The 21580-nt window shown below is 69.7% G+C and carries 26 protein-coding genes; 18 read left to right on the top strand and 8 right to left on the bottom strand.

Annotated features, from left to right (window positions below):
* Positions 1 to 827 (top strand): class I adenylate-forming enzyme family protein (locus tag VLG41_RS19560; protein ID WP_325351061.1); only part of this gene is annotated, 827 nt, incomplete at its 5' end.
* A 203-nt stretch (positions 828 to 1030) separates the two neighbouring features.
* Here VLG41_RS19560 and VLG41_RS19555 read toward each other — a convergent pair.
* From VLG41_RS19555 to VLG41_RS19545, 3 genes are all read right to left on the bottom strand, one after another.
* Entirely contained in the window at positions 1031 to 1768 is a 738-nt protein-coding gene (locus VLG41_RS19555) for an SDR family oxidoreductase (RefSeq protein ID WP_325351060.1), read from the bottom strand.
* Positions 1769 to 1871: 103 nt separating this feature from the next.
* Positions 1872 to 2771 (bottom strand): LysR substrate-binding domain-containing protein, encoded by a 900-nt coding sequence (locus VLG41_RS19550; RefSeq protein WP_325351059.1) that lies wholly within the window; start codon positions 2769 to 2771, stop codon positions 1872 to 1874.
* A gap of 25 nt (positions 2772 to 2796) precedes the next feature.
* Positions 2797 to 3360: a DUF2889 domain-containing protein gene (locus VLG41_RS19545; protein ID WP_325351058.1), complete on the bottom strand. Its 564-nt coding sequence runs from the start codon at positions 3358 to 3360 to the stop codon at positions 2797 to 2799.
* Between the two features lie 92 nt (positions 3361 to 3452).
* Between VLG41_RS19545 and VLG41_RS19540 the strand changes: the two genes are divergently transcribed.
* The 4 genes from VLG41_RS19540 (at position 3453) to VLG41_RS19525 (ending at position 6273) form a co-directional block, all read left to right on the top strand.
* The gene (locus VLG41_RS19540) at positions 3453 to 3977 is read left to right on the top strand and encodes a cupin domain-containing protein (protein WP_325351057.1); all 525 of its coding nucleotides are present in this window, start codon (positions 3453 to 3455) and stop codon (positions 3975 to 3977) included.
* A gap of 142 nt (positions 3978 to 4119) precedes the next feature.
* Complete coding sequence (locus VLG41_RS19535) at positions 4120 to 4989, top strand: DUF2167 domain-containing protein (RefSeq protein WP_325351056.1); 870 nt, start codon at positions 4120 to 4122, stop codon at positions 4987 to 4989.
* A 70-nt stretch (positions 4990 to 5059) separates the two neighbouring features.
* Positions 5060 to 5785, top strand: a complete 726-nt coding sequence (locus tag VLG41_RS19530; RefSeq protein ID WP_325351055.1) for a hypothetical protein — start codon at positions 5060 to 5062, stop codon at positions 5783 to 5785.
* The gene (locus tag VLG41_RS19525; protein WP_325351054.1) at positions 5770 to 6273 is read left to right on the top strand and encodes a J domain-containing protein; all 504 of its coding nucleotides are present in this window, start codon (positions 5770 to 5772) and stop codon (positions 6271 to 6273) included. The genes VLG41_RS19530 and VLG41_RS19525 overlap by 16 nt, the downstream gene beginning before the upstream one ends.
* Here the strand turns inward: VLG41_RS19525 and VLG41_RS19520 are convergent.
* A complete protein-coding gene (locus tag VLG41_RS19520) occupies positions 6225 to 6452 on the bottom strand; it encodes a hypothetical protein (RefSeq protein WP_325351063.1) in 228 nt (75 codons plus the stop codon). The genes VLG41_RS19525 and VLG41_RS19520 overlap by 49 nt on opposite strands.
* Before the next feature lie 18 nt (positions 6453 to 6470).
* A complete protein-coding gene (locus VLG41_RS19515) occupies positions 6471 to 7214 on the bottom strand; it encodes a 2OG-Fe dioxygenase family protein (protein ID WP_325351053.1) in 744 nt (247 codons plus the stop codon).
* Between the two features lie 74 nt (positions 7215 to 7288).
* Between VLG41_RS19515 and VLG41_RS19510 the strand changes: the two genes are divergently transcribed.
* A complete protein-coding gene (locus tag VLG41_RS19510; protein ID WP_325351052.1) occupies positions 7289 to 8116 on the top strand; it encodes a DUF2189 domain-containing protein in 828 nt (275 codons plus the stop codon).
* Here VLG41_RS19510 and VLG41_RS19505 read toward each other — a convergent pair whose 3' ends face one another.
* The 3 genes from VLG41_RS19505 to VLG41_RS19495 all read right to left on the bottom strand — a co-directional run bounded on the left by VLG41_RS19505 (position 8117) and on the right by VLG41_RS19495 (position 10572).
* A complete protein-coding gene (locus VLG41_RS19505; protein WP_325351051.1) occupies positions 8117 to 8479 on the bottom strand; it encodes a hypothetical protein in 363 nt (120 codons plus the stop codon).
* A 103-nt stretch (positions 8480 to 8582) separates the two neighbouring features.
* The gene (locus VLG41_RS19500) at positions 8583 to 8819 is read right to left on the bottom strand and encodes a hypothetical protein (protein ID WP_325351050.1); all 237 of its coding nucleotides are present in this window, start codon (positions 8817 to 8819) and stop codon (positions 8583 to 8585) included.
* A 4-nt stretch (positions 8820 to 8823) separates the two neighbouring features.
* Positions 8824 to 10572 carry a long-chain fatty acid--CoA ligase gene (locus VLG41_RS19495; RefSeq protein ID WP_325351049.1) on the bottom strand — a complete coding sequence of 583 codons (1749 nt, stop codon included), beginning with the start codon at positions 10570 to 10572 and terminating at the stop codon, positions 8824 to 8826.
* Between the two features lie 222 nt (positions 10573 to 10794).
* Here VLG41_RS19495 and VLG41_RS19490 point away from each other — a divergent pair, with 222 nt between their 5' ends.
* From VLG41_RS19490 to VLG41_RS19435, 12 genes are all read left to right on the top strand, one after another.
* Positions 10795 to 11832, top strand: coding sequence for an amino acid ABC transporter substrate-binding protein (locus tag VLG41_RS19490; RefSeq protein WP_325351048.1), 1038 nt, complete (start codon positions 10795 to 10797; stop codon positions 11830 to 11832).
* A 174-nt stretch (positions 11833 to 12006) separates the two neighbouring features.
* Positions 12007 to 13116 (top strand): amino acid ABC transporter permease, encoded by a 1110-nt coding sequence (locus VLG41_RS19485; RefSeq protein ID WP_414652518.1) that lies wholly within the window; start codon positions 12007 to 12009, stop codon positions 13114 to 13116.
* 5 nt (positions 13117 to 13121) lie between these two features.
* Positions 13122 to 14225, top strand: a complete 1104-nt coding sequence (locus tag VLG41_RS19480) for an amino acid ABC transporter permease (RefSeq protein WP_325351046.1) — start codon at positions 13122 to 13124, stop codon at positions 14223 to 14225.
* Positions 14226 to 14234: 9 nt separating this feature from the next.
* Positions 14235 to 14987 carry an amino acid ABC transporter ATP-binding protein gene (locus tag VLG41_RS19475; protein ID WP_325351045.1) on the top strand — a complete coding sequence of 251 codons (753 nt, stop codon included), beginning with the start codon at positions 14235 to 14237 and terminating at the stop codon, positions 14985 to 14987.
* A 78-nt stretch (positions 14988 to 15065) separates the two neighbouring features.
* The gene (locus VLG41_RS19470) at positions 15066 to 16079 is read left to right on the top strand and encodes a glycerophosphodiester phosphodiesterase (protein WP_325351044.1); all 1014 of its coding nucleotides are present in this window, start codon (positions 15066 to 15068) and stop codon (positions 16077 to 16079) included.
* A 5-nt stretch (positions 16080 to 16084) separates the two neighbouring features.
* Positions 16085 to 16360, top strand: a complete 276-nt coding sequence (locus VLG41_RS19465; RefSeq protein ID WP_325351043.1) for a hypothetical protein — start codon at positions 16085 to 16087, stop codon at positions 16358 to 16360.
* A 111-nt stretch (positions 16361 to 16471) separates the two neighbouring features.
* Positions 16472 to 16948, top strand: a complete 477-nt coding sequence (locus tag VLG41_RS19460; RefSeq protein ID WP_325351042.1) for a DUF411 domain-containing protein — start codon at positions 16472 to 16474, stop codon at positions 16946 to 16948.
* Between the two features lie 276 nt (positions 16949 to 17224).
* Positions 17225 to 18808, top strand: coding sequence for a methyl-accepting chemotaxis protein (locus tag VLG41_RS19455; RefSeq protein ID WP_325351041.1), 1584 nt, complete (start codon positions 17225 to 17227; stop codon positions 18806 to 18808).
* Positions 18809 to 18965: 157 nt separating this feature from the next.
* Positions 18966 to 19379: a DUF2306 domain-containing protein gene (locus tag VLG41_RS19450; protein ID WP_325351040.1), complete on the top strand. Its 414-nt coding sequence runs from the start codon at positions 18966 to 18968 to the stop codon at positions 19377 to 19379.
* A 23-nt stretch (positions 19380 to 19402) separates the two neighbouring features.
* Positions 19403 to 19714 carry a 2TM domain-containing protein gene (locus VLG41_RS19445; protein ID WP_325351039.1) on the top strand — a complete coding sequence of 104 codons (312 nt, stop codon included), beginning with the start codon at positions 19403 to 19405 and terminating at the stop codon, positions 19712 to 19714.
* 24 nt (positions 19715 to 19738) lie between these two features.
* Positions 19739 to 20776 (top strand): sensor histidine kinase, encoded by a 1038-nt coding sequence (locus VLG41_RS19440; RefSeq protein WP_325351038.1) that lies wholly within the window; start codon positions 19739 to 19741, stop codon positions 20774 to 20776.
* Positions 20773 to 21552 (top strand): LytTR family DNA-binding domain-containing protein, encoded by a 780-nt coding sequence (locus tag VLG41_RS19435; RefSeq protein ID WP_325351037.1) that lies wholly within the window; start codon positions 20773 to 20775, stop codon positions 21550 to 21552. The genes VLG41_RS19440 and VLG41_RS19435 overlap by 4 nt, the downstream gene beginning before the upstream one ends.
* The last annotated feature ends 28 nt before the right edge of the window (positions 21553 to 21580 follow it).

Below are 21580 nucleotides of genomic sequence, written 5' to 3'. Positions count from 1 at the left end.
CCTTGTCCACCTTCGCGGCGCCGACGATCGTGAAGCGGCTGGTGGACCATGCCGAATCGCACGGCCTGGCGCCCGAGGACGCGGCGGCGGCCTTCAAGACCATCGTCTACGGCGGCGCGCCGATGTACCTGGCCGACATCCAGCGCGCGCTGCGCGTGATGGGCTCGCGCTTCGTTCAGATCTACGGCCAGGGCGAGACGCCCATGGTGGGCACCGCGCTCTCTCGGCAACACATCGCCGACGCCGCGCACCCGGACCACGCTGCGCGCCTGGCCTCGGTGGGTGTGGCGCAGACGCCAGTGCAGGTGCGCGTGGCCGGTGCCGATGGCCAGCCGCTGCCGCTGGGCGAGGTGGGCGAGGTGCTGGTGCGCGGCGACACCGTGATGGCCGGCTACTGGCGCAACCCCGAGGCCACCCACGCCGCGGTGCGCGAGGGCTGGCTCTGGACCGGTGACATGGGCTCGATGGACGCGCACGGCTTCCTCACGCTCAAAGACCGCAGCAAGGACCTGCTCATCAGCGGTGGCTCCAACATCTACCCGCGCGAAGTGGAAGAGGTACTGCTCACCGCGCCCGGCGTGGCCGAGGTGGCGGTGGTGGGCGCGCCCGACCCCGAATGGGGCGAGGTCGTGGTGGCCTTCGTGGTGGTCGCGCCGGGTCAGGCGGGCGATGCCGCCGCACTCGACGCCCACTGCCTCGCGCGCATCGCGCGCTTCAAGCGGCCCAAGCGCTATGTCTTCGTGAACGCGCTGCCCAAGAACCACTACGGCAAGGTGCTCAAGACCGAGCTGCGCCAGCGCGCCGCTCAGGCGCAGCCCCCCGCGTGACGGCAGGCCTCAAGGTGAACCACTACGCCCAGACGACCAGGATCACTTGCAGCGGCGCACGCACCACGCCAGCCCCCGAAAGCGACGTCCTTGCGACGAATCGCCACCCGATGGGTGCCACTTGCCGGAGCGCGGAGCGAAGCGCCATCGCCCCTGCGCACAGGCGGTAGGGGCCGCCGCGCAGGAGCATGGCCTGGGTCGGGCTACATCCGGCCCCCGTCCACCAGGAGGCTGCGCCCGGTGATCCATCGCGCGTCGTCCGAGCACAGGAAGGCCACCACATCGGCGATGTCCTCGGGTTCGGCCAGGCGACCCAGCGGGGTCAGGCGCGTTTCGTCCTTCAATTGCTCAACCGGAATGTCGGCCGTCATGTCGGTGCGCGTGATCGCGGGGGCCACTGCGTTCACGCGGATGCCGCGTGCGCCCAGTTCGATAGCGCAGCCGAGCGTCAGGCTATCGACTGCCGCCTTGCTGGCCGAGTAGCTCACGGTCTGGGGTTCCGGGCGCACCGCCAGGCTGCTGGAGACGTTCACGATGGCGCCGCCCGCGGCGGGAAAGTGCTCGAGCGCCGCCTGTATGCTGGCAAGCACGCTCCAGGCGTTGACAGCGAACTGCCGGTGGAACGACTCTCGGCTGATCTCACCGACGGGTTCGGCTTCGAATATCCCGGCGTTGTTGACCAGCGCATCGACGCGCCCGAAGTGGCTCACCACCTCGCGCACGGCCAGACGCACCGCGGCCTCGTCCGCCACGTCGGCCTTGAACGCCGCCGCCCGCCCGCCCGCGGTCTCGATCGCACGCACCGTGGCGTCGGCCGCCTCGGCGTTGCTGCGATAGAACAGGGCCACTTGCGCGCCTTCGCCCGCGAGCCGGCGCGCGATGGCCGCACCGATGCCGCGTGAACCGCCGGTGACGATGGCGACTTTTCCAGACAACTTCATGAACGCTTCCTTCCGTGTGTGATGGGAAGAAAACGATAGCCAGCGCCCCTCGGCAGGGGTAGCCGTCGGCCGCGCAACGCGGCGTTCCAGATCTGCAACGCGCTCAGGCCATGTCGCGGAATCGCGCTTCCAGAAAGTCGATCAGGGTGCGCACCGCAAAGCTCAGCCCGCGCCGGCTGGGGTAGATCGCGTACACGGTGGACGGCGGTGGCGCGAGATCGGGCAGCAGTTCGACCAAGGCGCCATCGCGCAGCGCGTCGCGGCAGGCCTCCAGGGGGATTTGTGCCATGCCGGCCCCCGCGAGCACCGCTTGGCGCATGGCGAGCAGGTTGTTGCTGACGAAGCGGGGCTGGGGCAGGTGCGTCACCTCGCGCCCATCGGGAAGCCGAAAGACCCAGGAGCGAACCGTCTCGGCCTGGCCCTGCGCCACGAGCGGCCAGCGGTCCAGATCGGCCAGCGTGGCGGGTGCGCCATGGCGCGCCACCGCTGGCGCGCTGGCCACCAGCACCATCCTGCCGGTGCCGATCGGCTTCGCCACGATGTCCGCCGCCGCCAGCGGCGCACCCGAGACACGGATCGCCAGGTCGATGCGCTCGGCCAGCATGTCCACATAGTGGTTCGACAGGTCCAGCGACACGCGCACCTTCGGGTGCAATTCCATGAACTCGCCCAGCCAGCGAGCCAGAAAAAGCTCACCCTGCAGCAGGGACGAGCTCACGCGGATCAGGCCGCTCGGCTCGGCCAGGGATTCGCTCACCGTGGCCTGCACGGCGTCGGCCTCGTCGGCCATGGCGCGCGCGTGCCGGTACACCCGCTCGCCGACGTCGGTGAGGTGAAAGGCATGCGACGAACGCTGCACCAGGCGAACACCCAGTTGCCGCTCCAGCGCGGCAATGCGCCGGCTCAGGCTCGACTTCGGGACGCCCGTGCTGCGCTCGGCCGCCGAGAACCCGCCGGCGTCGGCCACGCGCAGGAAGGTGATCAGGTCGTCGAGCTTGTCCATGGCCTCCCCGGGCGGGCGCCCTGGCTCAGTTGCCTTTGGCGCCAGAGGCCGGCGCTCGCCAGCCGAAGAACATGGGGTAGACCTTCTGCACCACCGGGCCGTCGAAATCCCAGGACACGCACTGGCCCAGGTGCGGCGGCGGGCGGCCGTCGTCGCGCGGCGAGAAGGCGCCGGCGCGCGTCTGCATGGCGGCCGTGGCCAGGTTGTAGAGCAGCTCGCGCAGGTGGGTGCAGCCCTCGGTGTTGCCCAGGTGGCGCTGGATGGTGTGGCGCCAGCCCTTGCCCAGCACCTCGCCCACCATGCGCTGCATGTTGGGCAGGATGCCCGGGCAGGGTTCGTGCGGGAAGGCGTCCATGGCGACGGCGATGTCGCGGATCACCATGGCCTCGTCGTAGGTGACGCGGATCCACATGTGGTGGATGGGCTCGTGTGCGGCCCAGCGGCCCTCCCCACGGATGTCGACGTCGAAGGGCTTGCTGTCGTGCAGCTCGCCTTCGATCTCCCACAGACCGTCGTCGCGGCGAAAGCCCTGGTAGTGGACGCGGCGGGTGTGCATGGGCTGGCGCGCAGCGGGGGTGGGCAATGGCACGTGGGGCTCCGGGGCATCGGGAAAACCCGCAATTGTCGGACCAAGCCCCGCAAGGCGCTGGCACACTGGCGTCTTGCCCCCAGGAGCGCGCCATGGCCCACGACCACCACCACCCGCACGACGAGCACGAACACGGCCATGACCACCCCCACAGCGACGCGCCCTGGAAGCACAACGGCGTGCGCGTGATCCCGGGGAACCAGCTCGACGGCAACGTGCCCTCCACCCCGGGCATGGACCGCAAGGCCGCGATCAACTTCGCGCGCGTGGGCGCGCAGAAGCTGTGGGCCGGCACCGTCACCATCCACGCCAACGCCAAGACCGGCGCCCACCACCACGGCCACCTGGAAAGCGTGATCTACGTCGTCCGGGGCCGCGCGCGCATGCGCTGGGGCGAGCAACTGGAGTTCACCGCCGAGGCCGGCCCGGGCGATTTCATCTATGTGCCGCCCTACGTGCCGCATCAGGAGATCAACGCCAGCCCGACCGAGGTGCTGGAGTGCGTGCTGTGCCGCAGCGACGGCCAGGCGGTGGCGGTCAACCTGGACATCGAGCCGGTGGAGAAGCCCGAGACGGTGCTGTGGGTGGACCCCACGCACCCCACCGGGGGGGTCTGAGTCCCTGCTGGTGCGACTTTGCAACGAACTGCCCCGACAAGACAGTTCGCCACAGCGCCGGCCCTTGACGGAGCCGAGACGCCTCGCGGATAAACCTCCCGGACCACCACGCATCAACAATCCTCAAGGGAGGGGAGCATCCATGACGAATCGTTATCACGCGGCGCTGACGCGCCTGGCGCTGGGCGGCGCGCTGGCGCTGGCGGTCGGCTCCCTGAGCCTGGCACACGCACAAGACAAGGACAGCACCGAGAGCGAGTTCGAACGCAAGATGGCGGCCCTGGCCTGGTACAAGCCGGGGCAGATCGGTGACATCGCGGGCAAAGCCACCTTTGCGGCGAGCGAGAAATACACCTTCCTCAACCCCGGCGACACCGACACCTTCCTTCAACTCAATGGCAACCCGCCTCGGCAAGATTCCTACACGGTGGCCGGGACACAGGCCGACTGGTTCGCCATCCTGCACTTCGCGCCCGAAGGCTACGTCAAGGACGACGAGACGATCGACGCCGACGCGCTGCTGAAGCAGCTCAAGGAGAACAACCGCCGCGAATCGGAGGAGCGGCGCAAGCAGGGCTACCCTGTGCTCACGCTCACCAGTTGGGCGATCCCGCCGCGCTACGACGCGCAAAACCGGCGGCTCGAATGGGGCACGCTGCTGCGCGACGAGAGCACCCAGCAGATGCACGCCAACGTCAGCACCAAGGTGCTGGGCCGCAGCGGGTACACCAACGTCGTGCTGGTGACTTCGCCTGAGACCGTCGAGCGCGACCTCGCCGATTTCAAGACGGCCCTGGGCGGCTTCAACTACGTCTCCGGCGAGAAGTACAGCGACTGGAAACAGGGCGACAAGGTGGCCGCCTACGGACTGGGCGCGCTGGTCCTGGGCGGCGCGGCGGCCGTTGCCACCAGCAAGGGCGGACTCAAGGCGCTGGGCATCGCCGTGCTGGGTGGTCTCGCTGCGTTGTGGGCCGGCATCAAGCGGTTCCTGCGCCGCGGCAAGCCGTCCTGAGCGGAGCAGCGCGCGGTCTCTCGTGCCCCACGAAATCGCCCTGTTCTGGTTGGTCGTCGCCGGCTTCCTGGTGGCCGACAACCTCGTGTTGGTGCCGGCGGGCTGCGACCTGCTGCGCTTCGGGCGCCGGGGGGCCATCTGGTACGACGCCGGCGCGCGGCTGAGCGCCGCACGCCGCGAGTTGGTGCTGCTCAACCCCCTGAACCTCTTCGACCGGGCGTTGATCACCACCCGCTGTTTCGGCGACATCGAACCCCGACAGTGGCGCCAGGGGCGCTCGTTGGTGCGCTCGATGCTGTCGCCGCTCAACGGCCTGAGCCTGCTGGGCTATGCCTACCTGGTGCTCACCGTTTGCCTGGCTGTGCTCTCCTTCCACGTTCCGTTCGCGCCGGTGTTGCTCGGCTTCGCGGCCTTGCATGCACTGATGTGGGCGCTGAACGTGGTCGCGCTGATCTGCCTGCGCCACCGGCTGCAATTGAGCGGGTACGAGACCTTCGTGCTCTGCGCCGAGGCGGGCTTCGTTCCCGCCTATCTCATGAACATGGGAAAACGCGTGCTGCACAAGAAGCGGGTCGACATCCCCTCTCTGGGCATGGGGTTGCGCGAGCTCAAGCGCACGACCGACGAAGGCGAGCGCGAGTGGCGGGCCATGCGGCTGCAAGAGCGGCTGCAATGGCTGTGCATGACGCAAGGGCACGAGCGAGACGAGGTGGCTGCCACGGCGGGGCTTGCCCCGGGCCGGCTCAGCGCCACCCAACACTGGATCATGAAGGCCGAGGCATGTTTGAAGAGCTGAGCACCCAGGAATGGTTCTTCCTCGCCTTGGCCGCGGGCACAGGCTTCCTGGTGGTGCGGCACTTCATGGACAAGCTCCCGGGCGGTCCCGGCGGCGGGCCGCGCCGCCCGCAAGAGCCGCCCACGCAACCACCGCGCCAGCACGGCGCCGATGCATCCCCCTGGTTTCGCGGCGACACGCGCGATGGCAACGATGCCGCGAGTGACGGCCTGGCAAACGGCGGCATCCGAACGGACGGCAGCAGCGCCCCTGTCCCGCCTCTCGAAACGCCCTCTGTACCCTGGTACCGGGTACTCGACGTGAGCCCAACCGCACCGGTGGGAGAGATCAAGTCCGCCTACAGGCGCAAGCTGCGGCTGTACCACCCCGACAAGCTCGCGGGGCTGGGGCCCGAGTTCATCGCTGTCGCCGAAGCCAAGGCCAACGAAGTGGCGCAGGCTTACAGGCAAGCCTGCGCGGCCCGTGGCATCGTCGATCCAGCGCCCTGACTACCTCCCTGCGACAGGTCGCCTGAACGACGTTCGGGCAGAAGAGCCACCACGATCAGCACCAGCGCCTTGACCCACCAGGGCGTGTCCGGGTGGCGGCGCGCGAACCACAGGGTCATCGCGTCGGCCTTGAGCCGGCGCGCCCAGGCCTTCAAGCGTTCGAGGGGACCGCCGGCCATGGTGCGGGGCGTGGCCGCTCAATCGCCCTGGAAGCCCCCAGCCCGCAGCGTCACCACCAGCGTGTCGCGCCAGCCGTGGCCATCGGCGGGGTCGGGCTGGATGGGCGTGCTCTCGTGGATCACGCGCTCATCGTCGAGCAGGAGCAGCGACCAGGGGTCGCGCAGGGTGAAGCGCTGGCCGCTGGGGCCGTTGGCCTCGAACACGCGGCTTTCACCGCCCTTGATAGCGTGGCGCCGCACCAGGAACACGGCCACGAGGTCCACCCCGTCCCGGTGCGCGCCCTCGGGCGTGGGGCGGCCGATGCCGTCGGTGGTGTCGATGCGGAAGGGGTGGGCCTCGACCGCCCAGGCCTGGTCCCCACGCAGGGCGCTGGCCGCCGCGCCCAGGCGCTGCAGCAGGCGCGTCCAGGCCGGCGCCTGGACCATCGCGGCTTCCATGGGCTCGAACCAGCGCTGCATGCCGCCATGCAGCGCGTTGTATTCCACCGGCTGCCAGTGGGCGCGGTGCGGCACCTGCTCCACGCGCTCGCCATCCGCCACGAAGCAACTGTGGCGGCGCAGCCGGTAACGGCCACCGTCCTTGAGGTAGGCGTCGGGCGCCAGGCGGTCCCAGTGCGGCTCCAGGGCGCGCAGGTCGGCCAGCGGCACGCCGATCCAGGTGGCGGTGTCCTCGCCGCTGAGCAGGCCCGCGCCGCGCTCGCGCAGCGCGGTGTCGATGGCGTTGGGGGAAAGGTAAGGGGGGGAGAACTCGGCGGCGCTCATGCGCAGGAGTGTAGGCGCGCGCCTCGGGGTAAGCCCGCATCGGGGAATGCCGGCGCCGGTGGCCCAATGCCGCCATGAATGCCGCCGCAGACCCCGAACCCGCTGAAGCGCCTTCCTCAAGCCAGGTCACACGCGAACCCTCGGCGTTGGAGCAGCCCATCGCCCAGTTGCGCCCTGGCGACCCGCCGCGCTGGCTGCGGGCCGGCTGGGCCGACTTCCGGCGCTGCCCCGGCATCGGCCTGTTCTACGGCGCCTGCTTCTGCGCCATGGGGCATGCGCTGCTGGGCGTCTTCCAGGCGGCGCCAGCCTATGTGCTCGCTCTGTCGGCGGGCTTCCTGCTGATGGGCCCTTTCCTGTGCCTGGGCCTGTACGACGCCAGCCGCGCGCTGCAGCGCGGCGAGACGCCCTCGCTGGGCCGCTCCCTGCGCGCCTGGGTGCCCACCAAGGGGAGCATGGCCCTGTTCGCGGGCGTGCTGCTGGTGCTTGAAATGCTGTGGGGACGCGCCTCGCTGGTGGTCTTCGCCGTCAGCTTCACGACCCTGCCGGATGCGCAGAACCTCGTGGCCCAGGTGCTGCGCGGCCAGCACCTGGAATTCCTGATCACCTGGACGCTGGTGGGCGCCGTGTTCGCGGGCCTGATCTTCGTGACCAGCGTGGTGAGCATTCCGATGATCCTGGACCGCGGCGCCGACGCGATTTCGGCCGGTCTCACCAGCATCCGCGCCTGCCTGCAGAACCCGGGCGTGATGCTGTTCTGGGGCTTGCTCATCAGCGCCATCGTGGCGCTGTCGATGCTGCCGTGGTTTCTGGGCCTGCTGGTGAGCGGCCCGGTCATCGGGCACGCGAGCTGGCACGCCTACCGCGCCACCGTGGCGCCAGGCGGGCCTGCCCCCAACAACTGATCAGGCGCCGCGCTGCGGGCGGCGGCGATCGCGCCGCCCCGCCGCCGAGCCCAGCAGGGCCGGCTCCACCAGACCGTCGAACAGCGGCTGCAGCTTCATGATGCTGTCCATGGCGGCGCGCTCGTCGAGTTCGCGGCACAGCCAGTGCAGCACGTCGGGACGCATGAACCACAGGGCACGGGCCGATTCGGCCACCAGCAGCCGGTGGCGCAGCTGTTCCGCCTCGAAGCCGCCGTTCTCGCCCACCAGGGCCAGCATGGCCTTGCGTACGCGCGCCAATCGGTAGGGATCGTCGTCGTGGCGGTTCTCGCCCTGCAGCCGCTGGGCAACGGTGTCGAAAAGGGTCGAGAGGAACTGCTTCATGCCTGGGTGGGCGCAACTCTTGTATGGGCTTGTCGGAACATCCACTGACGACGGGCGCCATTCCAGCACAAAACGCCCGTTTTGTAACGAGCTTCGTGACGCTTCATGGCGCCACGCCCGTGGGCGCCTCTTCTCGCCACAGCCGAAGGGCCAGCCACCACGACAGCAGGGTGTTCGTCAACGCCAGCAGGCCCAACGCCAGGCGCATGCCCGGCGGCGGCTCGTGGATCTGGACGAACAGCACCAGGGCGCTGGAGAGCGCCTGGAAGCCGAGCATGAGCCAGAACAGGCCCTTGCGCGGCTGCCACAGGCGGCGAAAGGCGGCGGCGAATGAAGGCATGCGCTCATTGTGCCCGGGCGGGTTCGGCCCCTTGCGCTTCCTGGCCCCGTTCGGCCTCCCGCTCCTGCAGCCAACGCCACATGACCTTGCCACTGCCGCTCTTGGGCAGGGCGTCCACGAACTCGACCTCGCGCGGGCACTTGTACGCCGCCATGTGCTCGCGGCACCAGGCCAGGATGTCGGCCTCGCTGGTGCGGCCCTTCGCGTCGGCGCGCAGCACCACCACCGCCTTCACGCTCTCGCCCCGGTAGGCATCCCGGGTGGCGATCACACAGGCCTCGGCGATGCCGGGGTGCTTGAACATCAGCGCCTCCACCTCCGCCGGCCAGACCTTGAAGCCGCTCGCGTTGATCATGCGCTTGAGGCGGTCGGTGATGAAGAAGTAGCCGTCTTCGTCCACGCGGCCCAGGTCGCCCGAGCGGAAGAAGCGCTTGCCCTCGATCTCGATGAAGGCGGCGGCCGTGGCCTCCGGCCGCTTCCAGTAGCCGTCGAACACCATGGGGCCGTGGATCACGATCTCGCCCGTTTCGCCCTGGGGCAGCTCGCGCAGCGTCTCGGGGTCGACCACGCGCGCGTCGGTACTCATGAAGGGAATGCCCAGGCACTGCTGCTTGGGGTCGTCGGGCGGGTTGCTGTGCGAGGGCGCGGCCGTTTCGGTGAGGCCGTAGCCTTCCACGAAGCGCAGGCCGAACAGCTCGAGCAGGCGCTGCGCCACGGCCTGCGGCATGGCCGCGCCGCCGCCGCCGATGTAGACCAGGCTGGACAGGTCGTACCGATCGAAGCTGGGGCTGGCCAGCAGGTCGATCACCATGGTGGGGATGTTGGTCCAGTGCGTGACGCGCCAGCGCGAGATCAGGCGCCCGGCGAGTTCGCGGTCCCAGCGCGGCATCAGCACCAGGGTGGAGCCGGCGTAGATGGCCGTGTGCATGCCCGTGACCATGCCGGTGATGTGGAACAGCGGCACCACCAGCAGCGCCACCGTTTCCGGCGAGCTGTCCCCCCACAGGCTGCCCGCCACCGCGTTGTGCATCAGCGTGCGGTGCGGGTGCATGCAGCCCTTGGGCAGGCCGGTGGTGCCGCTGGTGTAGGGCAGCACGGCCAGGTCGTCGGGACCGCGGTTGTGTTCGGGCAGCGGCGCGGTGTTGGCCAGGGCCTCGGCCCAGGTGGCCACGCCGCCGCCGGGCAGCGCGGGGCGATCGTGCCGCGTGCCCAGCCAGCCCTGCCAGGCCGGGGGCAGGCCGCTGGCGTCATCCAGCGGGCCCATGGCGTCCGCGTAGTGCGTCACCACCAGGTGGCGCAGGCGCTTCGCCTCGGGCAGTTCCGCGTTCGCCTTCAGCAGCTCGCCGGCGAGATCGGCGGCGCACACCGCCACGCGCGCATCCGGGTCGGTGATGTAGTGCCCCAGCTCGTCGGCCTTGTTCATGGGGTTGACCGGCACCACCACCGCATTGGCGCGCAGCACCGCGTAGCAGGCCACGATCCACTGCGGGCAGTTCTGCAGGAGCAGGATCACGCGGTCGCCGTCGCGCACGCCCTGCGCGCGCAGGTGCGCGGCCAGGCGCTCGGCCTGCTCGTACAGCTCGGCGTAGGTGGTGACACGGTCGAAGAACACCAGCGCGGCCTTGTCCGGGTAGCGCCGCGCATTCACCGCCAGGTTCTCCCACAGCGAGGTCTGCGGCGGGTGCAGCGCGTGCGGCAGTCGTCTGGGCCAGACGCGGTGGTGCGCGCGCACCGGCGGCTCCTGGTGGCTCATGTCGGGTGGTCTCCTGTGTGGTTCTCGTGTGGCACGAATACTGCATCGGCCATGGGGCCGAATCGATCGGATTGTTCAATAAAGTTTTTGCATAAGCCTCCCACGTAAACCCCGATCCCTGGCCCAAAAGGCCAGGACTACATTGCCCCGCTTACGGGCGTCGCACCGAACGGGTGCCCGCGCGTACGTGTCCGACAACATCACCGACCTACGGAGTACCCGATGAAACTCAACGCCCTGAAGCTGACCGCCCTGACCCTGGGCACCACGGCAGCGCTCCTCTGCGCGCCAGCCCACGCGGGCAAGGACGTCGACGCGATCAAGAAGCGCGGTGAGCTCAACTGCGGGGTCAACACCGGCCTGCCCGGCTTCTCGGCGGCCGACAGCCAGGGCAAGTGGAGCGGCATGGACGTGGACCTCTGCCGCTCGGTGGCTGCGGCCATGCTGGGCAACCCCGACAAGGTGCGTTACGTGCCGCTGACGGCGCAGCAGCGCTTCACCGCCCTGCAATCCGGCGAGATCGACGTGCTGGCGCGCAACACCACCTGGACGCTCACCCGCGACGCCTCGCTGGGCCTGAGCTTCGTCGGCGTCAACTTCTACGATGGCCAGGGCTTCATGGTGCCCAAGAAACTCAACGTCAAGAGCGCCAAGCAACTCAAGGGCGCCACCGTCTGCGTGCAGTCGGGCACCACCACCGAACTCAACCTCACCGACTACTCGCGTGCCAACAACCTGGGCATCAAGCCCGTGGTGTTCGAAAAGCTCGAAGCCGCGCTCGCCGCCTACTCCTCGGGCCGCTGCCAGGCCTACACCACCGACGCCTCGGGCCTCGCCTCCTCGCGCGCCAAGGACATGGCCAAGCCCGACGACCACGTGATCCTGCCCGAGCTGATCTCCAAGGAACCCCTGGGCCCGGCCGTGCGCCGTGGCGACGACGACTTCGCCGCCATCGTCAAATGGGTGGGCTTCGCGCTCATCGAGGCCGAGGAATACGGCGTGACGCAAGCCAACGTCGACCAGCTCAAGGGCTCCAGCACCAACCCCTCCGTCATGCGCCTGCTGGGCATGGGCAACGAAGACACCGGCAAGCTGCTGGGCCTCGACAAGGAATGGGCGTACCGGGCGATCAAGGCCGTGGGCAACTATGGCGAGCAGTTCGAGCGCCACGTCGGCCCCAAGACCGCCATCGCCTTGCCGCGTGGCGTCAACAACCTGTGGACCAAGGGCGGCGTCCTGTACGCCCCGCCGATCCGCTGATCCACGCGGGGCCGCCATTGCGGCCCGGCCCGCTTGCAGCCCGCAGCGACCTCCGTCGCTGCGGGCGTTCTTCGTGTCCGTAGTACGTTCGTCGCGAGGTCTCCGTTGACCACACCCTCCACCCCTCCACCCCCGTCCCGGCGTTGGTCGCTCAACAGCCGGGCCACGCGCGGCGTGCTGTACCAGTTGCTCGCCCTGGCCCTGCTGGGCCTGGGCCTGTGGTACCTGGCGCACAACACGCAGGCCAACATGCAGGCCCGCGGCATCCAGAGCGGTTTTGATTTTCTCGGCGCCAACGCCGGCTTCGACATCGGCGAAACCCTCGTCCAGTACGACCCGAGCCAGAGCTATGGCAAGGCCATCTGGGTGGGCGTGCTCAACACCGTCAAGGTGGCGCTGGCGGGCATCGTGTTCACCACCATCCTGGGCGTGGCGCTGGGCGTGGGCCGCTTCTCGCGCAACGCCCTGGTGCGCGGCCTGTGCTACGGCTACGTCGAGGCCTTCCGCAATGTGCCGCTGCTGCTGCAACTGCTGATGTGGTACCTGGTGTTCATCGAGCTGCTGCCCGCCTCGAACGAGGCCATGGCGGTGGGCGGCCTGCTGTTCCTCAGCAAGGGCGGCCTGTCCTTTCCCTGGCCCACGGCCGGGGTGGGCCACGTGATCGGCGGACTGGCCCTTGGTGTGATCGCCGGCGTGCTGTGGCGCCGCCGCGTGCAGAAGCGCTTCGAGGCCACCGGCCAGGACGGTGACCGCTTCTGGGCGCCGCTGGTCATGCTGCTGGTGTTCGCCGTGGTGGGCTGGGTGGTGGCCGGCATGCCCCGCGAATGGAGCGTCCCCGAGCAACTGCCCTTCATGGTCGATGGCGGCCTGGCCCTCACGCCCGAGTTCCTCGCCCTGCTGATCGGCCTCACCACCTACACCGCGTCCTTCGTGGCCGAGGTGGTGCGCGGCGGCATCCAGTCCGTCAGCCGCGGCCAGGACGAGGCCGCGTCCGCGCTCGGGCTGAACCCGCGCCAGAAGATGAAGCTCGTGGTGCTGCCCCAGGCCATGCGCGTGATCATCCCGCCGCTGACCAACCAGTACCTCAACCTCACCAAGAACTCCTCGCTCGCCGTGGTGGTCGGCTACCCCGACGTGGTATCCATCGCGAACACCACCATCAACCAGAGCGGGCGCGCGGTGGAGTGCATCGCCATCATCATGCTGGTCTACCTCAGCACCTCGCTCACCACCTCGCTGGTGATGAACTGGTACAACCGCCGCATGGCGATCCGGGAGCGTTGATCGCCATGAACGCACAGTTCCAGCCCATCGCGCCCCGGCCCTCGCCGGCGCGCCACTCCGGCGCCCTGGCCTGGGCGCGCCGCAACCTCTTCGCCGACTGGAAGTCCACGCTCGCCACACTGATCGTCGGCGCGGTGCTGCTGTGGGCCGTGCCGAAGCTGTGGCAATGGCTGATCGTCGGCGCCGTGTTCCGGCCCGACGCCGACGCCTGCCAGGCCGCCCGCGGTGTGGGTGCCTGCTGGGGCGTGGTCGCCGAGAAGTACCGCGTCATCCTGTTCGGACGCTACCCCTTCGACGAGCAATGGCGCCCCCTGCTGGCCACGCTGCTGATCGTCTTCACGCTCGTGATCAGTTGCATGCGCGTCTTCTGGACGCGCTGGCTGGCCCTGATCTGGCTTGCGTCGCTGGCCGGCTTCTTTGTGCTCATGGGGGGCGGCGTGCTCGGCCTGTCCAGCGTGCGCACCGAGCTGTGGGGTGGCTTGCCGCTCACCCTCATGCTGGCGGTGCTCTCGCTGTTCCTGGCCTTCCCACTTGCCGTGCTGGTGGCCCTGGGCCGGCGCGCGAAGCTGCCCGCCATCCGCACCATCAGCGTGCTTTACGTCGAACTCATCCGCGGCGTGCCGCTGATCTCGGTGCTGTTCATGGCCTCGTTCATGTTCCCGCTGTTCGTGCCGCGCGGCGTGACGGTGGACGTGCTGGTGCGCGTGGTCGCTGGCCTCACGCTGTTCATCGCGGCCTACATGGCCGAAACGGTGCGCGGCGGCCTGCAGGCCGTGCCCAAGGGCCAGTTCGAGGCGGCCGATTCGCTGGGCCTGGGCTACTGGCAGACGCAACGGCTCATCGTGCTGCCTCAGGCCCTGTCCATGGTGGTCCCCAGCATCATGAACACCTTCATCTCGCTGTTCAAGGACACCTCGCTGGTCACCATCGTCTCGCTCTACGAGCTCACCGGCGCGCTCGCACTGGCGCTGAACTCCGACGTGCAGTGGCGCCCCTTCAAGCTCGAGGCCTATTTCTTCATCACCTTCATTTACTTCACCGGCTGCTTCGCCATGTCGCGCTACAGCCTGTGGGTGGAAAAACAGCTTGCCGCCAGCAAGGCGCGCTGAAAGCACAACATGCCAGAACAAGCCCAACCCATCATCCGCTTCGACCAGGTCAACAAGTGGTACGGCAACGATTTCCACGTGCTGCGCGACATCGACCTCAGCGTGGCCAAGGGTGAACGCATCGTGATCTGCGGCCCCTCGGGCTCGGGCAAGTCCACGCTGATCCGCTGCATCAACCGGCTCGAGGAACACCAGCAAGGCGTCATCGAGGTCGACGGCGTCGAACTCAAGGACGACATCAAGGCCATCGACCAGGTGCGCAAGAACGTCGGCATGGTGTTCCAGCAGTTCAACCTGTTTCCGCACCTCACCGTGCTCGAGAACCTCACACTCTCGCCCATGTGGGTGGGCAAGATGCCCAAGAAGGAAGCCGAGGAACGCGCCATGCAGCAGTTGAAGCGCGTGCGCATCGCCGAGCAGGCCGGCAAGTACCCGCTGCAGCTCTCGGGCGGCCAGCAGCAGCGCGTGGCCATCGCGCGCGCGCTGTGCCTCACGCCCAAGATCATGCTGTTCGACGAGCCCACCTCCGCGCTCGACCCCGAGATGATCAAGGAGGTGCTCGACGTCATGATCGAGCTGGCCAACATGGGCATCACCATGCTGTGCGTGACGCACGAGATGGGCTTCGCCAAGGCCGTGGCCGATCGGGTCATCTTCATGGACCAGGGCCAGATCGTCGAGCAGAACACGCCCACCGAGTTCTTCAACAACCCGCAGAACGAACGCAGCAGGGACTTCCTGTCCAAGATCCTCGGCCATTGACTTGAGGCGGTCATCGCGCGCTGACACAATGCGCGCGACACGGAGCCTGTGCCCCACAGGCCCGACAAGGAGACCGCCATGTCGCTGCAACCCCTCCCCGCCGCCCGGCGACTGACCTGGCTGCGCTGGAGCTGCACCACGGCCATGGGCTTGTCGCTGTGGTGCGCGGGTGCTGCCCTGGCTTTCGATGTGCAGGGCCACCGCGGCGCCCGGGCGCTGGCGCCCGAGAACACACTGCACGGTTTCCAGCGCGCGCTGGCCATCGGTGTGAGCACCCTGGAGCTGGACGTGGTGCTGAGCGCCGAGGGCGTGCCCATCGTGTCGCACGACACCACGGCCAACCCCGATATCACGCGCGACCCGAGCGGGCGCTGGCTGCAGACGCGCGGCCAGCCCTTTCACACCCTGACGCTGGCACAGATCGCCGAGTTCGACATCGGCCGCGTCAACCCGTCGAGCCGCTACGCGCGCGATTTCCCGCAGCAGGAAGCGGCGGACGGTGAACGCATCCCCACGCTGGCGGCGGTGTTCGACCTGGCCAAGCGCCTGCGCGCCGACCACGTGCGCTTCAACATCGAGCTCAAGCGCAACCCCGAACGGCCACAGGAATCGCCCGAACCCGAAGCCTTCGTGCGCGCCGTGCTGGAGGTGCTGCGAGGCCATGGCATGGCCTCGCGTGCCAACCTCCAGAGCTTCGACTGGAGTCTGCTCAGGATCGCCCAACGCCAGGCGCCCGAGCTGCCACTGGCCTTCCTGAGCGCGCAGCGGCCGCGTTTCAGCACCCTGAGCACCGGGCTGTGGACCGCTGGCCTGCGCGAGGCGGATTTCAAGGACGCGCCCGCGCTGCTGGCCGCCGCGGGCGCCCGCCTGTGGTCGCCCAACTTCAACGACATCGACCGCAAGCTGATCGAGCGCGCGCGCGAGGAAGGCCTGCGCGTGATCCCCTGGACGGTGAACGAGGTGCCCGACATGGAGCGCCTGATCGATTGGGGCGTCGATGGCATCATCACCGACCACCCCGACCGCCTGCGCGCCGTGATGCTGCAGCGCGGCATGGCCCTGCCCCCCACCGTCACCGGCCAAGCGAACTGAGCACCGTGCCCCACCCCCTGCTGCAACCCTCGGCCGACACCTTGGCTGACCTGCGCGACGGCCGGCTTGCGCCCGCGCAGGCCAGCGAGCGCCTGCGCGCGCAGCGCGAACTGCTCGCGGCCTTGCCGCCGCGTTTCACCGAGGTGCTGAGCGACCTGCTCGACCGGCTGGAGTCGAGCGCGCTGTTCGATGGCGAGAGCTGCTCGTTCAGCGCACGCGACCTGCACGACAGCCTGCAGTGGTGGATCGACAAGGCCGAGGCGCGCCTGTCGGCCTCCTGAGCGGCGCCTGGGGGCGGGAACTTCCCGGGCCCCGCGCCGATCATTGCCTCGCCACGAGGCCGACCCGCACGGGCCACTTCGCGTGCTGCTCAAGAAAGGAAGAACACCACCATGCCCCGCATCCACCGACGACACCTGCTGCTGAGCGGCGCCGCGCTCGCGCTGCCGACCTGGGCCCTGGCGCAGACCAAGGCGCCACTGCCCACCCTGCAGGTCTGGAAAGACCCCAACTGCGGCTGCTGCAAGGACTGGGTCGCCTACCTGCAGGCCGACGGCTTCACCGTGCAGTTGCACGACACGGGCAACACCGCCGTGCGCCGCCGCCTGGGCCTGCCCGAGCGCTACGCCTCCTGCCACACCGGCCTCATCGGCGGCTACGTGATCGAAGGCCACGTGAACGCGCGCGAGATCCGCCGCCTGCTCGCCGAGAAACCGCCAGCCCTCGGTCTGGCGGTGCCCGGCATGCCCGTGGGCAGCCCGGGCATGGACGACCCGGTCTACGGCGGCCGGCAGGATCCTTACGAGGTGCTGCTGGTGCAGCGCGATGGCACGGCGCAGGTGTACCAGTCGTACTTCAATCGCCGCTGACAACGGCGTCGCAGACTTTCCATGCGGGAGCGGGCCACTCCTGGCCGGCGACCCAATCGAGAATGCTGCACGTTGTGCGTGAACTCCAGCGCCGCTCAAACGATTGGGAGGACCACCAACTCGCAGAGATCGAAGCGGTGAAACCTTGATCTGCGTCAAACCCGGCGCCCGACGTGGCGCCGGGCGCGCGCGTAGCGCTACATATCGGCGAACAGAGGCCGATATGACGGGAACGAGGCGGCCGAACCAAGAGCCGCCCCTCCTGACCACCGTTCCATGCGCGCCAACCTCCCCGTCTCCCACCAGGAATACGTCATCCCCGACGGCGTGACCCTGGTCTCCACCACCGATCTGCAGAGCCACATCACCTACTGCAACCCCGCCTTCATCGCGGTCAGCGGCTTCGGTCGCGAGGAGTTGATGGGCCAGCCGCACAACATCGTGCGGCACCCCGACATGCCCCCCGAGGCCTTTCGCGACATGTGGGACACGCTGCGCAGCGGCTCGCCCTGGTCGGCCCCGGTGAAGAACCGCCGCAAGAACGGCGACCACTATTGGGTGGTGGCCAACGCCACGCCCATCGTGCAGGACGGCCAGACCGTGGGCTACATGTCCGTGCGCACCAAGCCCACGCGCGAGCAGGTGCAGGCGGCCGAGGCGCTGTATGCCCGGATGCGCGCCGAGCGCGAGAGCGGCCAGATGACGATGCGCCTGCGGCGCGGCCAGGTGGTGCACAGCGGCCTGGCCGGCTGGCTGGGCCGGGCCCTGCGGCCCAGCCTGGGCCGCGCCATCGGCGGGGTCTGCGTGGCGCTGCCGCTGGCCGGCCTGGCGCTCGGCGGCATCGGTGCCCGCCTGGGCACCACGGCCCAAGCCGCCCTGGCGGTCCCCCTGCTGGCGGCGGCCCTGTTCGCCGCCTGGGCCCTGCGCCGCCAGACCGTGCAACCGCTGGCGCAGGCGGTGCGCTTTGCCAACACCATGGCCGCGGGCGACCTCACCACGCGCCTGGCCCTGCGCGGTTCGGCCGAGTTCGGCGAGCTCGCCTCGGCCCTGAACCAGCTCAACGTGAACCTGCAGGCCGTGGTGGCCGACGTGCGCCACGAGCTCGAGGGCGTGCAGGTCGCCAGCCACCAGATCGCCAGCGGCAACCAGGACCTGTCCTCGCGCACCGAGGCCCAGGCCAGCAACCTGCAGCAAACGGCGGCGTCCATGGAAGAGATGAATGGGACGGTGGCGCAAAGCGCCGGCACCGCGCAGGAGGCCACCCAACTCGCGCAGCGCGCGGCCGCCGTCGCTCGCGAAGGCAACAGCGCCATGTCGCAGGTCATCGCCACCATGGGCGAGATCAGCCACAGCTCGTCGCGCATCGGCGAGATCATCCAGGTCATCGACGGCATCTCGTTCCAGACCAACATCCTCGCGCTCAACGCGGCGGTGGAAGCGGCGCGCGCGGGTGAGCAGGGGCGCGGCTTTGCCGTGGTGGCGGCCGAGGTGCGCCGCCTCGCTCAGCGCACGCTGGATGCGGCCCAGGAGATCAAGACCCTGATCGAGGACTCGTCGGACAAGATACGGCGTGGCAGCGAGCTGGTGCACGGCACGGGCCAGACCATGGGCCAGGTGGTGGGCGCGGTGGAACAGGTCAACGCGCTCATCGGCGACATCACGCACGCCACGCGCGAGCAGTCCAGCGGCATCGGGCAGATCAACCAGGCCGTGGGCCAGCTCGATGCGGTGACGCAGCAGAACGCGGCCATGGTGGAGCAGCTCGCGGCCGCCGCGAGTTCGCTGCAGTCGCAGGCCGAGGTGATGCACCAGGCCGTGCAGGTGTTCCGCCTGCAGCCGCGCGGCAGCGCCCAGGGCTGAGGACGGGGCGCCGGCCACCGGGGCCTTCGCCAGGCGCCGCCATTCGCGCCGCGCTGGCGGCGTTTCACGGCGCCAGCGCGGCGTTTCGTCTCAGCCCCGTGGCGCGCCCGGGGCCGGCGCTCGACAGTGTGGTCTCACCGCCTCACCGGAGACCGCCATGCAGCTCACCCCCGTCATCGCCATCCACCTCAGCGCCGCGCTTGCGGCCCTGGCCATCGGCCCCGTGGCGCTGTGGGCGCGCCGCAGAGGCCACCCACGCGCCGTGCTGCACCGCGCGGCAGGCTACGCCTGGGTCACGCTGATGCTCATGGTCGCCATCACGGCCGTGTTCATCCGCGATTTCCGCCTGCCCAACATCGCCGGCTACACGCCCATCCATCTGCTGGTGCCGGTCACGCTGGGCTCGCTGGCGCTGGCCTTCTGGCACCTGCGGCACGGCCGCATCCGCTCGCACCGGCTGACCATGATCGCGCTCTACATCAGCGCCTGCATCGTCACCGGCGCGCTCACCCTGCTGCCCAACCGCTACCTCGGCCAACTGGTCTGGGGCCAGTGGCTCGGCCTCATCTGACACCTACCCCGAAGGAGATCGCCATGAACACCGCCCTGAACTCCCCCTCCACCGCGTTCGACAAGGACCTGGAGCGCACCGCTCGCCGCCGCGTGGCCGCCCGCATGGGCTGGACGCTGCACGCCCTCATCTTCCTCGCCGTCAATGCCGGCCTGGTCTACCTGTCGATGCGCAGCGGGCGCGACTGGGCCATCTACCCCGCCTTGGGGTGGGGCCTGGGCCTGCTCATCCACGGCGTGGCCGTGTGGGTGCGCCTGGGCGGCGGCGGCCTGTACGAGCACTGGATGGACCGCGAGCGCGAGCGCCTGCAGCGCGAGCGCGGCCAGCGGCCCTGAGCCCCGCCCCGGCATACTGCGCCCATGGTCGCCTTCAACCCCCGCACCGTGGCGCGCCGCGTGCTGATCGCCGCGGTGTTCAACACCGTGCTGGCGCTGGCCATCAGCGCCATCAAGGGCGACAGCTTCGCCACCACCTTGCTGTATTCGCAGTTCATCGGCTTCTACATCTGGGCCGGCATCGACGGCGGACGCTACCTGCTCTCACCCGGCGGCTGGCCCGGCGTGCGGCCGATGGCGGTGCTGGTGGTGGTCGTCGTGTTCGCGGGTTACGCGCTGGGGCTGGCCTCGGGCAATCTGGTGACGGGCCGTCCCCTGCTGTCCAGCGCCAACAACCTGCCCGGCGCCACCGTGGGCTTCCTGCTCATGTCGCTGGCGCTGGGCGCCTTCGGCGCCTACTACTTCACCAGCCGCGAGATGCTGGCCAAGGCCCGTCTGGAACAGGAAGAGGCGCAACGCCAGGCCAGCGAGGCGCGGCTGCGCCTGCTCGAATCGCAGCTCGAGCCGCACATGCTGTTCAACACCCTGGCCAACCTGCGCGCCCTCATCGCCACCGATCCACCGCGCGCCATCGACATGCTCGACCGGCTCAACGGCTTCCTTCGCGCCACGCTCGCGGCCTCGCGCAGCGACGCCCACGGCGGGCGACACACCCTGCGCGACGAGTTCGCGCGGCTGGACGACTACCTCGCCCTCATGGGCGTGCGCATGGGCCCGCGCCTGCGCGTGCGCCTGGACCTGCCCGAGGTGCTGGCCGCCCTGCCCGTGCCCGCTCTGCTGCTGCAGCCCTTGGTGGAGAACGCCATCCGCCACGGCCTGGAGCCCAGCGCGCGGGGTGGCGAGCTCCACGTGAGCGCGCAGCGCGAGGGCGACACGCTGTGCCTGAGCGTGAGCGACAACGGCGTGGGCAGCGAGCCGCCCGCACGCGAGGGCTTCGGCCTGACGCAGGTGCGCGAGCGCCTGCAGGCCCTGCACGGCCCCGCCGCGCGCCTGGAATGGCACAGCGCCCCCGGCCAGGGCACGCGCGCGCGGCTGTACCTTCCCATGCCGACCACCCCATGAACGCCACCGCCCTCATCGCCGAAGACGAACCCTTGCTGGCGCAGGCCCTGCAGGCCGAACTGGCCCGCGCCTGGCCGCAACTGCGCGTCGTTGCCACCGTGGGCGACGGCGCCGCCGCCGTGGAGCAGGCCCTGGCGCTGCGGCCCGAGGTGCTGTTCCTCGACATCCGCATGCCCGCCCTGAGCGGCCTGGACGCCGCCGCCACGCTGGCAGACGACTGGCCTGCCGAGCAGCCCCTGCCCGCGCTGGTGTTCGTCACCGCGCACGACGAGTTCGCCGTGCAGGCCTTCGAAGCGCAGGCGCTGGACTACGTGCTCAAGCCCGTGCAAGCCGAGCGGCTGCAGCGCACGGTGGCGCGCGTGCAGGCCGCGCTGCGGGCCCGCGCCGCCAGCGCGGCGCCCGACTGGGCGGGCCTGCGCGCCTTGCTCGCGGGAGCGCCCTCGGCCGCTCCACGGCTGCGTCACCTCATGGCCAGCGCGGGCAACAGCGTGCAGCGCATTGCCATCGACGAGGTGCTGGTGTTCGAAGCGGCCGACAAGTACCTGCGGGTGCTGACGGTGGGGCGCGAATTCCTGATCCGCACCCCGCTCAAGGAACTGCTGCCGCAGCTGGATCCTGAGGGGTTCTGGCAGATCCACCGCGGCACCGTGGTACGGGTGGACGCCATCGATCGCGTGACCCGCGACGAGGCGGGCAAATGGCGGCTCACGGTGCGTGGCCTCGACGAGGCCTTCGCCGTCAGCCGCCTCTACGCCGACCGCTTCCGCGCGATGTGAAGCGGTGCGCGGCGGAGCGTGGGGGCCA

Origin of the sequence: Hydrogenophaga sp. (assembly GCF_035481345.1) — a bacterium.
Taxonomy (GTDB): Bacteria; Pseudomonadota; Gammaproteobacteria; order Burkholderiales; family Burkholderiaceae_C; genus Hydrogenophaga.
The sequence above is the reverse complement of the archived record's forward strand: the minus strand, read 5'-3'. Positions and strand labels throughout refer to the sequence as shown.